Annotated in this window: 14 protein-coding genes; all 14 read left to right on the forward strand. The window is 58.1% G+C overall.

The window, feature by feature from the left end; all coding sequences use genetic code 11:
* The 14 genes from V4U84_RS23660 (at position 1) to V4U84_RS23725 (ending at position 12746) form a co-directional block, all read left to right on the forward strand.
* Positions 1-1146, forward strand: coding sequence for a glycosyltransferase family 4 protein (locus tag V4U84_RS23660; protein ID WP_334075775.1), 1146 nt, complete (start codon positions 1-3; stop codon positions 1144-1146).
* Positions 1147-1324: 178 nt separating this feature from the next.
* Positions 1325-2143 (forward strand): glycosyltransferase family 2 protein, encoded by an 819-nt coding sequence (locus tag V4U84_RS23665; RefSeq protein WP_416367292.1) that lies wholly within the window; start codon positions 1325-1327, stop codon positions 2141-2143.
* A gap of 4 nt (positions 2144-2147) precedes the next feature.
* A complete protein-coding gene (locus V4U84_RS23670; protein WP_334075773.1) occupies positions 2148-3257 on the forward strand; it encodes a glycosyltransferase in 1110 nt (369 codons plus the stop codon).
* Positions 3254-4000, forward strand: a complete 747-nt coding sequence (locus tag V4U84_RS23675; RefSeq protein WP_334078075.1) for a glycosyltransferase family 2 protein — start codon at positions 3254-3256, stop codon at positions 3998-4000. Before V4U84_RS23670 ends, V4U84_RS23675 begins: the two co-directional genes overlap by 4 nt.
* A 58-nt stretch (positions 4001-4058) precedes the next feature.
* Complete coding sequence (locus V4U84_RS23680) at positions 4059-4790, forward strand: sugar phosphate nucleotidyltransferase (RefSeq protein WP_334075771.1); 732 nt, start codon at positions 4059-4061, stop codon at positions 4788-4790.
* Between the two features lie 23 nt (positions 4791-4813).
* Entirely contained in the window at positions 4814-6004 is a 1191-nt protein-coding gene (locus V4U84_RS23685) for a GT-D fold domain-containing protein (protein WP_334075770.1), read from the forward strand.
* A gap of 21 nt (positions 6005-6025) precedes the next feature.
* The gene (locus V4U84_RS23690; RefSeq protein WP_334075769.1) at positions 6026-7327 is read left to right on the forward strand and encodes a glycosyltransferase family 2 protein; all 1302 of its coding nucleotides are present in this window, start codon (positions 6026-6028) and stop codon (positions 7325-7327) included.
* A 116-nt stretch (positions 7328-7443) separates the two neighbouring features.
* Positions 7444-7731, forward strand: a complete 288-nt coding sequence (locus tag V4U84_RS23695) for a nucleoside-diphosphate sugar epimerase (RefSeq protein WP_334075768.1) — start codon at positions 7444-7446, stop codon at positions 7729-7731.
* A gap of 24 nt (positions 7732-7755) precedes the next feature.
* Positions 7756-8106 (forward strand): alpha-helical endospore appendage domain-containing protein, encoded by a 351-nt coding sequence (locus V4U84_RS23700; RefSeq protein ID WP_334075767.1) that lies wholly within the window; start codon positions 7756-7758, stop codon positions 8104-8106.
* The gene (locus V4U84_RS23705; RefSeq protein ID WP_334075766.1) at positions 8103-8408 is read left to right on the forward strand and encodes a hypothetical protein; all 306 of its coding nucleotides are present in this window, start codon (positions 8103-8105) and stop codon (positions 8406-8408) included. The genes V4U84_RS23700 and V4U84_RS23705 overlap by 4 nt, the downstream gene beginning before the upstream one ends.
* A 4-nt stretch (positions 8409-8412) precedes the next feature.
* Positions 8413-8805, forward strand: a complete 393-nt coding sequence (locus V4U84_RS23710) for a hypothetical protein (protein WP_334075765.1) — start codon at positions 8413-8415, stop codon at positions 8803-8805.
* A gap of 190 nt (positions 8806-8995) precedes the next feature.
* On the forward strand, positions 8996-10078 hold the full coding sequence (locus tag V4U84_RS23715) for a CgeB family protein (RefSeq protein ID WP_334075764.1): 1083 nt from the start codon (positions 8996-8998) through the stop codon (positions 10076-10078).
* 40 nt (positions 10079-10118) lie between these two features.
* On the forward strand, positions 10119-11240 hold the full coding sequence (locus tag V4U84_RS23720) for a CgeB family protein (protein WP_334075763.1): 1122 nt from the start codon (positions 10119-10121) through the stop codon (positions 11238-11240).
* Between the two features lie 66 nt (positions 11241-11306).
* A complete protein-coding gene (locus V4U84_RS23725; protein WP_334075762.1) occupies positions 11307-12746 on the forward strand; it encodes a glycosyltransferase family 4 protein in 1440 nt (479 codons plus the stop codon).
* Positions 12747-12776 lie beyond the last annotated feature (30 nt).

A 12776-nucleotide genomic window follows, 5' to 3' on the forward strand; every position in this document is an offset into this window, starting at 1 on the left:
ATGGCAAATCGAAAGGTGGCGATCGTTACCCCGGGGTCCTTCGTCATTCCTTCCGGGCGCAGCAGCTCGGTGGAGCGGGTGGTGGAAAAGGTGGCGCCTCTGGCGGCCGGGCTGCTTGATGTGCGGATCTACGGAGTGGCCGGCTCGGGGCTTCCGACGAGAGGAGAGGTAGCCGGTGTCCCATGCTGGCGGCTGCCGGGAGGATCACGGTATATCCCTTCCATATTACACCACTTGAGAATATGGCGGCCGGATACGGTGGAAGTCCACAACCGCCCCGCGCTGGCTTACCGGTTAAAGGCAAAACTTCCGCACACCCGGGTTCTTCTCACACTCCATTCGACGACTTTCATTTCGCCGCCCCGCCTTCGGTCCGACCGGGCTTTACGTTATTTGGAAGCGCTGGACGGCCTGATCGTGAACAGCGATTATCTGAAGCGGGAGGTCCGCCTGAGGTTCCCTTCCCTCGCCAGGGAAATTAATGTCAACCCGCTGGGAGTCAGTCTCGATGATTTCGTTCCCCGCTGGACCCCGGCGGGAGAAGCGCTGCGGGAGGCCAGGTTGAAGGATTTCGGCTGGGAAGGCGCCAAAATCGTTTTGTTCGTCGGCAGGCTCATTCCTTCCAAAGGGGGACATCACCTGCTCATGGCCTGGGAGGAGATCGTGAAGGCGGTGCCTGAAGCTATTTTGCTTATTATCGGCAGTGCATTTTACGGGGATGACCGGGAGACGGGATATACGAAGAGGCTAAAGGCGATGGCTGCGACCTATGGCGGTTCGGTCCGTTTTCTGCCGTTCGTCCCGTATCCGAAAGTGGCCGACTGGTACAATCTGGCCGATGTTCTCGTCGTCCCCTCGGGGGAGGACGAGGCGTTCGGTCTGGTCAATGTTGAAGCCATGGCTTCGGCCGTTCCGGTGGTGGCGGCCCGGGTCGGGGGCATTCCCGAAGTCGTGGCCGACGGGAAATCCGGATTGCTTTATTCGCCGGCAGCCTGGAGAGAGCAATTGAGCGAACGCGTAGCGCACCTGCTCGAAGACCGGGATTTACGAAGAAGAATGGGCTGCTTCGGCAGGGAGCTTGCCAGGGAGCATTTTCGCTGGGATCATACCGCGGAGCGTTGGGTCCAACTGATTCGCGAGAGCTGAATATAACGGGATTCCTGCCTTCTACAGGAGTCTGGAGGTTTAAGGCGCGGGGATGTCCCCCGCGTCTTTCTTGTGCAGAAAGGTAGCCGTGCGGCTGTACGTTTGCCGTTGCAACCCCTCGGAAGCGACATACACTGAGGTATATGCTCAGTATAAACAGGACTGGGAGGTGACAGGTTTGATTCGTAAGCGAACATCCCGCATCCGAACGATCCGGAAAAAAACGATTCGTCCAAAAAAGCGGAAGCCGCTCGTCAATCATCCCGAGCCCCTGGTTTCTATCATTATTCCGGCCTTGAACGAGAAGGCCACGCTTCCTGCTGTCCTGCGTGAAGCGGGACGGGTTCATCCGAGAAGCGAGACGATTGTGGTGGCGAACGGGTCGACCGACGGAACGCCGGGTGTGGCGCAGAGGCTCGGCGCCAAGGTCATCTGGAGTCCTGACCCGCTCGGCCATGACGTGGGGCGTCGGGTGGGGGCGGAGGCGGCCAAAGGCCGTGCGCTCCTTTTCATTGACGCCGATATGGTCATTCCCGCCGGGCAGCTGCGCCCCTTCGTGGACGCCGTGCTTGAAGGCGGTGTAGACGTGGCACTTAACGGGTATTCCGGGCCGACGGACCGGCGGGAACCCCACCCGGTGGTCATCGCCAAGCATGTGCTGAACGCCTGGCTTGCCCGCCCGGACCTCCGGGGCGCCTCGTTGACCGCGGTCCCCCACGCGCTAAGCCGGAAAGCGCTGGAGACGATCGGTTTATCCGCACTGGATGTGCCGCCTCTGGCGCTGGCGCTGGCGGTGACCCGCGGGTTGGAGGTCCGGGCGATGCATACGGTTCAGGTGGGCAAATTAAACCCCCGCCGCCGCCGGAAGGGCCGACGCGATCTGCTGACCTCGCTGGTTTTGGGGGATCACTTGCAGGCCATCCACGGGCTGATTCGGGAAAAGGGCCCAAGGGGCGGTTATGACGATCTTGGACGATTGCGCGATAAGGTTAGGTGATCACATGAACCGCAAGGGATTTCGCCGGACCCCGCCGGCATACCGTGCCCATGGCACGGGACGGAATCGGAAAGGACCCGGCCGAACTCCGCTGCAAAAAAAACGCGCGGCGCCCGATGAAACCGGACGGCGGGGACGGATGGAAGCAGCCGCGAGAAAAGCAGGTTTTATGGCAGGCTCCCGCAGCGCCGCTCCGGAAAGCTGCGGACGATCGCTCCAGGAGGCCTTTAACGATTGGTTTTCCACAGCGGCCGAGCCGCGGGAGGGGAGCGGATGGGCCCGGGAAACCACGGACTGTGCTCTTGCTTTTCGTCAGGGGTATTCCCAAGGCTCGGGCATTCTTTGGAAGGAGGTCCCGCTTCCGCTGAAAAACCCCGCTTCGGCGGTCGTCACCGCAAGCAATGAGGAGAAGACATTGTCTCTCGTGCTCTCCGAACTGGAAAAGCTGCCGCTTCAGGAGATTGTTGTGGTGCTCAATGGCTGCACCGACAGGAGCTTCGAAGCCGTTTCCCGCCATCCTGGGGTGCTGAGGCTCAACTTTCCGATGCGTCTCGGCCATGACGTCGGCCGGGCGGTCGGAGCCAAGGCGGTTCGAGGGGAAACGATTCTGTTCGTCGACGGTGATCTTCCCGTCCAGGCCGAGGAACTGGCATCGTTTCTGCTGGCTGTCGACCGTGGGGCGGATATGGCGTTGAACGATATTTCACCCTTTCTCCCGCCCTTTTCCCAACATGATGAGGTAACCCGAAGCAAAACGTTTCTCAATCTGTCGCTGGGTCGCCCGGATTTGAAGGCCAATTCGCTGACGGCGGTGCCTCATGCCCTTTCCCGAAAGCTGCTCGACGCCATCGGAACCTCGGCCTTGGCCGTTCCCCCGAAAGCCCAGGCTCTGGCGATAGCCGGCGGCTTTGAGGTAACGGCTCCCGCCGCGGTCAACGTCCTGCGCAAAAACCGGATACGCGCCGGGAATACGGGCGCCGGGAACGCTGTGGCGAAGCTGATCGTGGGCGACCATATCGAGGCGTTGGGGACGGTGATGCAATGGAAGGGAATCCGGCTCGATACAACGCGGCTGTCGCGAAGCGAGCTGGCGAAAGCGAGGAATTTTAGATGAGTGAGTTCGGTCTGACCAGCATTATCATTCCTTCCTATAACGGGCTCCATCTGCTTCGTTCCTGCGTGGAGTCGATCAGGCGCCACACGGAAGTTCCTTATGAAATCATCATCGTGGACAACGGCTCCTCCGATGAAACGGTGGCTTACGCGGTGCAGGAGAAATTGGCGCTGTTTGCACTTCCCGGGAACAAGGGATTTCCCGAGGCCTGCAACCGGGGAATGTCGATCGCCTCAGGGGATCAACTGCTCCTGCTCAATAACGATGTGCAGGTGCAGCCGCGCTGGCTCTCCAACATGTTGGCGGCGCTCTGGAGCTCCGGGAAGGTGGGACTTGTCGGCCCGGTCACCAATTTCGCCAGCGGCCAGCAGCAAATCGATCTGCCGTGGTCCGGAGAAGCGGATTTTACAGCGCTCGCGGAGCGGCTGAACCGGCCGGATTCTACGAAATGGCAGGAGGTCCGCCGTCTTATCGGCATGTGTCTTTTAATGAAGCGGGAGGTGCTCGAAAGAGTCGGCTATTTGGACGAACGCTTTTCACCGGGGCATTATGAAGATGATGATTACAGCTACAGGGCAAGACAGTATGGTTACAAGCTGCTCGTATGCGGGGATACCTTGGTCTACCATGCGGGGAGCGCCAGCTTTAAAAACGAGAATCCGGAGAGCTGGAACAACCTGATCAGGAGAAACCGAAAGCTGTTTATCGATAAATGGGGAGTGGATCCGTGGGAGCTCATGTAGTCCGAAATCCTGGGGAAACCCGCCCCCATATCAAGGAACTTCACTGGGAGGGAAACTCATGAAAGGTGTGATTTTGGCGGGAGGCACCGGTACACGTCTATACCCGCTAACCCGGCTGATCAACAAGCATCTGCTTCCTGTCGGGAATCATCCCATGGTTAGTTACGGGATAGAACGGCTGCGTCAAGCCGGAATCACCGATATTCTCATGGTGATCGGAAAGCAGTCGGGTGGATTGTACACCCAATATTTCGGGAGCGGGGAACATTTTGGAGTGAACTTGACTTACCGGGTACAGGAATCGGCGGGGGGCATCGCGGAGGCGCTGGAACTGGCGAAAGGATTCATCGCTTCGGGCGAAAAATTCGTGGTTCTCCTGGGCGACAACCTGTTTCTGGACGACTTGACGTCCTACGTGGATAAATTTAAACGGCAGCCGCCGGGCAGCGCCAGGGTTTTGCTTAAACCGGTAAAGGATCCTCAGCGGTATGGGGTTCCGGTTTTTGACCCGGACCGTCCGGATCTGATCTCCTATATCGAGGAAAAGCCCCAGAACCCGAAATCGAATTATTCGGTCACCGGTATTTATATGTATGACGACGCGGTATTCGGGTGGATTCAGGGAATTAGCCGGTCCGCGCGGGGAGAATTGGAAATTACGGATGTAAACAATCGGTATGCCCGTGACGGAAAGCTGGAATACGACGTATTGCAGCTGTGGTGGGGAGATGCCGGGACCTTCGAATCGCTGAAGGAGGCCGCCGAGCATATGAAAGGGGTACTGCCCTAACAAAGGAAGGGAGGAGGATGTGGATGCGAGCCAGACACCCCAGGGGGCTACCCAGGCTCGGCTCGCGGCGCCGCCCGGGACGAAGGAAGCCCGGCCTGACCGCAGCGTGGCGCAAACATCGCCGCGCCGCAAGCCGCAGGTCCGGACGGAACCGGAACGGGAGTCTCCGGGCCGGCTCGCGGCAAGGAAGCGGGGCCTGGGGCCGGAGGAAAGAGCAGGAGGGCGGCGCTTTAACGGAAGCGGCAAACCGCGAGGGGGGAGCAGGAGCTGGCGGCGCCGGGCCGCCACCGCCCTCCGATCCGCCCTCCGGCATAACCGCCGGCCTGCCGCCGGACGGGTCTTCCGCATCGGCTAACGGCAAGAAGTTTGCCCTGCTGGAGTCGGTCAGGGCCGAAGCCTATGATGAAGGTTACCGTCAGGGACTGTTCGACGGCGGCGAAGCGCGGGTGGGACGTCAGCTTCCCCGTCATATGATCCTGCCCGAGCTTGGACTGGATGACGTAATTTACGCGGGGCTGGGAGCGCTGTCTTCCTTGTTGGTACGGCTCAAATCACCTTCCGAAGTGTATGACGCCTTCGATCGGGCTTTGCTCGCGCGAAAACCGCTTTCCCTCGTCCGCTTGGGCGACGGAGAACTGCTCACATTGGCTCACGATACCGTCCTCCCGGCCGAACTGGTCAAGCGGTACGGTTCGTTTCTCCCCTATGCCGGGGTTCATTTGCCGGATCCTGCGGCTCGGGAGGCGCTTGCCGGCGCGCTGCGCCGAGCCGATGTGATCGGTGTGCCGGAGTCGAGGCACCCTTTTTTTCAAGGTCTGCTGTTTCCGGTTCTCCGGCATTACGGCCTGAATTATCGAACGCTGATGATGACGTCATCAACGATCAATTATGCGCTGAATGAGGAAGGCTGGCTCCGAAGACTGATTGCCGGGCGCGGCTTGCTCCTCGTCGGCAACACCGCGCCGGCTTTGGCCGAGCGGCTGTCGGGCGAAGGCTTCCGGATCAGTGGCGTGATCTCCCCGGTCAACGGGGTCCATGACGCAAACCGGGTCGTCAGTCAGGCGGCGGGGATCGAATTCGATCTTGCCCTCGTGGCCGCCGGCATCGCCGCCGTGAGCGTGTGCGTCGGCATCGCCGCCGAGTGTGGAAAGACCGCGCTGGATTTCGGCCATCTGGCCGACAAACTCGTGAGCGGGGAGGTCCCGTTGAATTGATGAATGGAGGTGGAGGGCCGGATGCCGGATCGACAGGCTGATTTTCACAGAGGATATGAAGCGGGGTACGCCAAAGGGGTCGCGGCAGGGAGGCAAGGCTTCGGCGAGCGTTTTGACGGGGTCAGCATCATTATCCCCACTTTCAACAAGAAAGAAATGCTGCTGGAATGCCTGGACAGCATCGAGGCGTTTACCGATTACCCCTACGAGCTTATCGTCGTTGATAACGGGTCACGGGACGGTACGGCGGAGGAACTGCGGAGGCGGCGCGGTCCGCTTCGCCTTGCCGTTAACCAGGCCAACCTGGGATTTGCCCGCGCGGTCAATATCGGCCTGATGATGGCCAAGGGGCGCTATCTGGTTCTGCTGAACAATGATGTGCTGGTTACGGAGCGATGGATCGTCCAACTGTTAAGATGCCTGCGGGAATCCCCGGATGCCGCCGCCGTCGGTCCGGTTACAAATTACATTAGCGGCGAACAGCAGATTGAGACGGCGTACGGCGATATCACGGGAATGCGCGCCTTCGCGGCCGCCCATAACCGGAGCGATCCGGGAAAGTGGCGTGATGCGGACCGGCTAGTTGGATTTTGCCTGCTTTTTCCGCGGAGTACTTTTGAACAAATCGGGTATTTTGACGAGGGTTATGAACTCGGTAATTTCGAGGACGACGACTGGATTCTCCGGCTGCGGCTTCAAGGGAAAAAGCTGAAAATCGCCGGGGACACCTTCGTTCACCACTATGGGAGCATGACGATGAAGGAACTGGGCGAACGGAAGTTTGCCGAGGTGAACGTCAAGAACGGCGGTTTTTTCGAGGAAAAGTGGGGCCGAATCCATGCGTATTTGTCAAGCCGGGAAGAGGGGCTGAGGTCAGGCGGAAGTTTCCTGCGCATGCCCGATTTTTATCCGCCATTCTGCTGGGTCCGGAGCGCTACGGGACGGATTTACTGGCTTGAAGCCGGTACCCGCAGACTTCTGGCCCCGCAATTGATGACAGGGAGCATCCGAGAGCAGGCCGTGCGGTTGTCCGTCGTTGATCTGCTGCAGATTCCCGTCGGGCCCGAAATTTCAACCCCGGAGGAACTGTTTGGCTTGCAGCGGAAGCAAAGGGAGCAACTGGCGGTATTTCAGGATGCGGAAGAGCGACTCTATATAAACGACCGGGGAACGCGCCGGGAAATAGTTTCGGCCTATACCAGCCGGGTCTGGGGGCTGCCGCTGCCGTCTTCGCCTTCACCGGTTACCGGCCCCGGGTTGTCCGAGTTACCCGAAGGCCATCCGGTTTTGCCTCCCGTCGTTCTGGCATCGGATGTGCTGTAACCCAGAAGGGCGAAGGAACGGCCCCGTTCTTTTCGGCATATGTTAAAAAAGGATCGTACCGGCGGAAGGTCATGGTTCCTGCGGGGAAATCCGAGCTCTTAGTTGGAGGAATCAGGATGGAGCAAAAAATATCGGAGATCATCGTTCATATGTCAAATTCCCACCAGCAAATGGCGCGAATCATCGATGCCGAACGGGAAGTCGCCGTCCGCATGGCTCAGATTGTGCATGCCATTCCTGATGGGGAACCGGCTTTCGATGGAACGCCGGGCTTGCTGGAAAATACGGGTCGCGTAAACAAGAGCGTGATCTCCTATTTGAATGCCATTGCGGATCTTCAGGAGGCCATGGCCGAAAATCTCGGCCTCGTTCTGAAGGAGATTCGGGGGCAGGAGGAAGAGTAGGATGAGGATTGCGGGGATGATGGGATGAGCAGAGAACAGGCGTATTTGCAAATACTGGACGCCGCCTCCAAAATCCAGTGGAATGTCGCGATGATTTTGGAAGCGAAGGCGGTGGAGGCGGAGAAGGTTCGCAACTGGATATTGAATCATGTGCACGCGCACAGCTTCGAAACGCATGAGAAGCAGTTATCCGACCCGCTGGATGTCCATGAACAGCTCGTGGAGGTGATCGAGGGGCTCACCAAGCTGCAGAACGGATTGTGCAGCAATTTAAAGACGGTTCTTCCTCCGGAAGAAGAGGAATCCGGGGGGGACGAAGGCGGTTTTGGCGGCTTGTTCAGCGGCAACTTTGACCTGGAGGATTCGGACAAATGACCTGGAACCTTCAGGAAGAAGAAGCAGTGAAACTCAAATTAATCGAGTCGATTGCGAAAAGCCAGATGGCGATGGCCCGCATTCTGGATAGCTTGGCCGATGTCTCCGTCCACTCCGGGGAAACGGCCCGGCATTTGGCCGCCAATATCTCCATTCTGGCAAAATACCAAGACGCGATGGCGCGGACGGTATGCGGCATCCGCGTGCATCGGGTAAATTACGGAACTCCTTCATCGCCATGGATTATGAACTTGTGCTATCCAGCAGCATCCGCTACCCGAGGAGAACAGGAGGATCAGTGAAAACATGACAACGATGACGAAATTGCGGCGGAGACGCCGGCTTAAAACAAGAAAGCTGGTTAAGGGACGGGTGCCCAAGCGTAAACGGCTTGTGCGGCGCAGCCGGAGGCTTGGCCTGCAGCGGGTACGCAAAAGACAGCTTCGGCGCAAACGCCGCCAGTATTCGGCTCCCGCTCCCGCCCCCGCTCCTGTCGCACTTCCGCCCGTTCCGGAGCAGCCATTGCCCCAGAGCGTGCCCGCCGCTCCGGAACCGCCCCCGCCGACGCCGACCGCCGTTCCGGAAGATCCGGCCGCTTATGAACAGGCCTACAACGAAGCGTACCAGGAAGGATTCAATTCCGGCTTTGCCAAAGGATATGAAGACGGGCATACGCTGGCTTATACCGAGCGCGTTTAGTCCGGCTATCGGCAGCGTTCCGTCAGGGAGCCCTCTATTCCGATCATTTCGGGATAGGGGGTTCTTTATTTTTGGCCTATTCAGGCATTCGCCAATTTCTCAGGCTACCGGGTAGTCGTCCATGATGCACGTGTCCGTGGAGCATATATTTATAGGGACCCAGGAAATAAAAAAGGATAGGATGAATGCCTTGAACAACGTAATGGATGAGAGATCCGGAGACGAATACCGGGCCGGTTATACCGAAGGCTACCGCTTCGGGGGATGCAAGGCGGTTCTCGCCCGCATTCCGTATTCCCCCATTCTCAAACGGAACCTCCGCGTGCTCTATGTTCAGCAAGGGTTTGATGCGATCGACGGTGGTGTGGCCGAGGCGCTTCGAACGATTACGGAAGAATGCATAGTGGCTTCCCCCGATACGATGCTTCAGGCCGCCGCCAGCCACCGTCCCGATCTGGTGCTTGTCATGAACGCGCTGCATGTATTCCCGGAGAACCATGCCGATCAGATTGTGCAAATTCGTCAAATGGGGATCCGGACGGCGGTTTGGTTCGTGGACGATCCTTATTTCACCGAAGATACGGTACGTCTGTCGCAATATTACGACGCCGTATTCACCCACGAACTGGAGTGCGTCCCGTTATACCGGAAAGCCGGGTGCGGGCACGTGCACTATCTGCCGCTCGCCGCGGACCCTGCACTCTTTCGCCCCTTGCAGGTTTCCCGGGAGCATCAGTATGACATCTGTTTTATCGGCAACGCGTTTTGGAACCGGGTGGAGCTGTTTGACCAATTGGCGCCGTACTTGCAGGGCAAGAGAGTATTGATCGCCGGAGGACATTGGGATCGTCTTCCTAATTATGAGCCGCTGTCTCCTTTTATTCGCAACGGGTGGATTCCCGTGGAAGAAACGGTGTCGTTCTATAACGGAGCCAAGATCGTGATCAATATGCACCGGCCAACCGACGCCGGTCACGACAACCGCAACTCCCACAATGTGCCGGGTTCCTCAATCAATCCAAGAACCTATGAGATCAGCGGATGCGGAACGCTTCAGATCACCGATATCCGCCAGGATCTGACCACCTATTACCGGCCCGGATATGACATCGAGACGTTTCAGGACGCGGACGAACTTCGGAACAAAATCGAGTACTATTTGACCCACGAGCACGAACGGCTTCAGATCGCTTGGCGGTCTCTCTGGACGACGAGAAGATATCATACGTTCACCGACCGCCTCCACCGGCTGCTCGGGGCGGTGCTAGCCTGAGGGCGGAAGCTTTGGCAAAAATAACAGAAGGAGTGACGAAATGACCACAATAGTTTATTCGCCTGCGGGCGGGGAACTTCTGACCTCCCAGGAGCGGGGAAGACAAAACGGGTTGAGAGACGGATACTTCGAAGGATACTTGCGGGGGCGCTCCAATGCGATTGTGGAGAAGGTCAAACCGCAATTTCCGTTCCGTCCGGTCCGAGTGCTATATGTCGGTTCCGGCAAGGGCTTTCCTTACTCGCCGATCGATGAGGCCGTAATATCCACTCTGCGCCAGCTGACCGCGGAGACGATCATCTGCGATTCGGGCGTTCCCCTGCCCGAGCTTGCGGCTTCAACCCGGCCGGATCTGGTGCTCGTCCTGGACGGAATGGAGCAATCGCTGGAGCAAATCGATCAGGTGCGTTCGCTCGGCATCCGGACGGCCGTATGGATGACCGACGATCCATATTACACCGACATCACTTTTTCGATGGCTCCCCATTATGATTATGTGTTCACCCTGGAACGCAACTGTATCGACTTATACCGCTCCATGGGATGCCCTAATGTACATTATTTGCCGTTTGGAGCGTTTCCCGATCATTACCGGCCGATTGTAACGCGGGTGCCCGATACTCGGAACGTCGGCTTCATCGGCTCCGCTTATTGGAACCGGGTGAACTTCTTTCAGCCGATCATCGGGCCGCTGATGGATCGGGGGTTGAATATCAACGGGATCTGGTGGGACCGTCTTCCGGAATACGAAGCGTATTCCGACCGGATCGAGCTTGGCAAATGGATGGGGCCGTTAGAGACGTCGGGAGTATATGGCAGCACGAAAATCATGATCAATCTCCATCGCTCTCCTTTTGAAGATGATACGAATAAGAACGCGGCCGGCATTACCGCGGTATCTCCGAATCCCCGAACCTTTGAAATATCGGCTTGCGCGACGCTGCAAATGGTGGATGCCCGGGACGATCTGGCCTCCTTCTATGTGCCCGGCGTGGAAATCGAGACGTTCACGTCGCCGCAAGAACTGCTTGAGAAAGTGGATTTTTACCTGACCCATGAAAAGGAGAGACAGGAAATCGCCCTCCGGGCCCTGGAGCGAACGTATCGGGAGCACACGTACGGCAACCGGATCGACGAGATGCTTCGCATAATCTTCGGGTAACTTTGCGCGAAGACGGACCTGATCAGGGGGCGGCAGATCCTCACAACGATTCAGAGGTGATCGAAGATGTCGGAACGAAAAAAGCTGATGCTTTTTTCACATGTATGCAATACCCGGAGTATTACGGGCGCGGAAAAACTGCTCTTGTTTCTGGCCAGGAAGCTGTCGCTCCATTTCGATTGCGTCATCGTAGTTCCGCAGGAGGGTATCTTGTCAAAACTCGCCGGGGAATACGGCATCCGGGTCCTTTATTATGAGACGCCTATGCTTTATACCATGTGCGCCCCCGACGCCCTTCTGAACCGGGATGCCCAGCGATTGAAGAGCCATCCGGCCACGGCGGGACTGGCGGGCCTGCTCGTTCAGGAAGCTCCCGCTTACGTGTTCGTCAATACGAGCGTGAACATTGTGCCGACGATGGCCGCAAAATCCCAGGGAATCCCGGTCATCTGGCACATTACGGAGATCATCCGGGAGAATGCCCATACGGATGGGGCCGTGGCGATTATCGATCGATACAGCGACTGGATTATCGGGATTTCGGAAACCGCGGTCCGCCCTTTTCAAGGTAAGCCCGCGGAATCCAAAGTAAGTCTGCTGTACCCCTCCTGGGGAGAGGAGTTCCATCCGGACCAATGGCCCCTCAAACGGCTGGCCAAACGGAAGGCTTGGGGCATCTCCGCCGATGCGAAGGTGATCGGCTATATCTCTTCGTTTCTGATCGCCGAGAAAGGTGCGGATCATTTCGTCGAAGCGGCGTCGCGGCTGGCGAAGCTTCACCCGGAGTTGTATTTTGTCGTAATCGGAGGCGAGGTGGACCGGACCTACTACGTCTCCCTCCGGAAGACCGCCGCCGATTCGGGACGGAGCGCTCAGTTTATCTTCATTGATTACGAGAAGGATATCGAAGGAGCCTATTCCGCGATGGATATCGTGGTCATCCCGAGCCTGCTCAGCGAAGGGTTCGGTATGACGGCGATGGAAGCGATGATCTTCGGCAAACCGGTGGTGGCTTATGCCTCCGGAGGGCTTCGGGAAATTCTCCAATTTACGGGAAATGAGCGGTACCTTGTACCGACCGGGGATAAAGAAGGGTTAACGGCCAAGATTTCGGAACTGCTGGAACTGCCGGATGCATTGCAGCAAGTCGGTTTGGAAAATCAAAGGCGAGTGGAGTCGATATTCGGCTCGGTGGCTTATGAGAACCGGTTGCTCAGCATATTGGGACATATTTCGACCCTCTCCGGGCAAATCGTTCCGATCGAGGAAGTTTTATATACTGCTCCGGAGGATTCTCCGCCTTTGCCTGAGCCGATCGGGCCCGTACCGTCAGCACCGGAGCCGGCGCCGCGAAATCGGCGGCGCCGGAGGGGGAGACGCGCCGGATGGCTGCGAAGGAGAAGGGCCCGTTCCTCCGCAATCCGGAGGGCAAGACGAAAACCGCGACGGAGCCGCCGCGCGGTGAGGCGGCGGCGTTCCCGGCGCAAAGCGTCGGCCAAAAGGTAACCGTAAAGGCAGACTAAACCATTTAACTTC

Source organism: Paenibacillus sanfengchensis, from assembly GCF_036864765.1.
Classification (GTDB): Bacteria; Bacillota; Bacilli; order Paenibacillales; family Paenibacillaceae; genus Fontibacillus; species Fontibacillus sanfengchensis.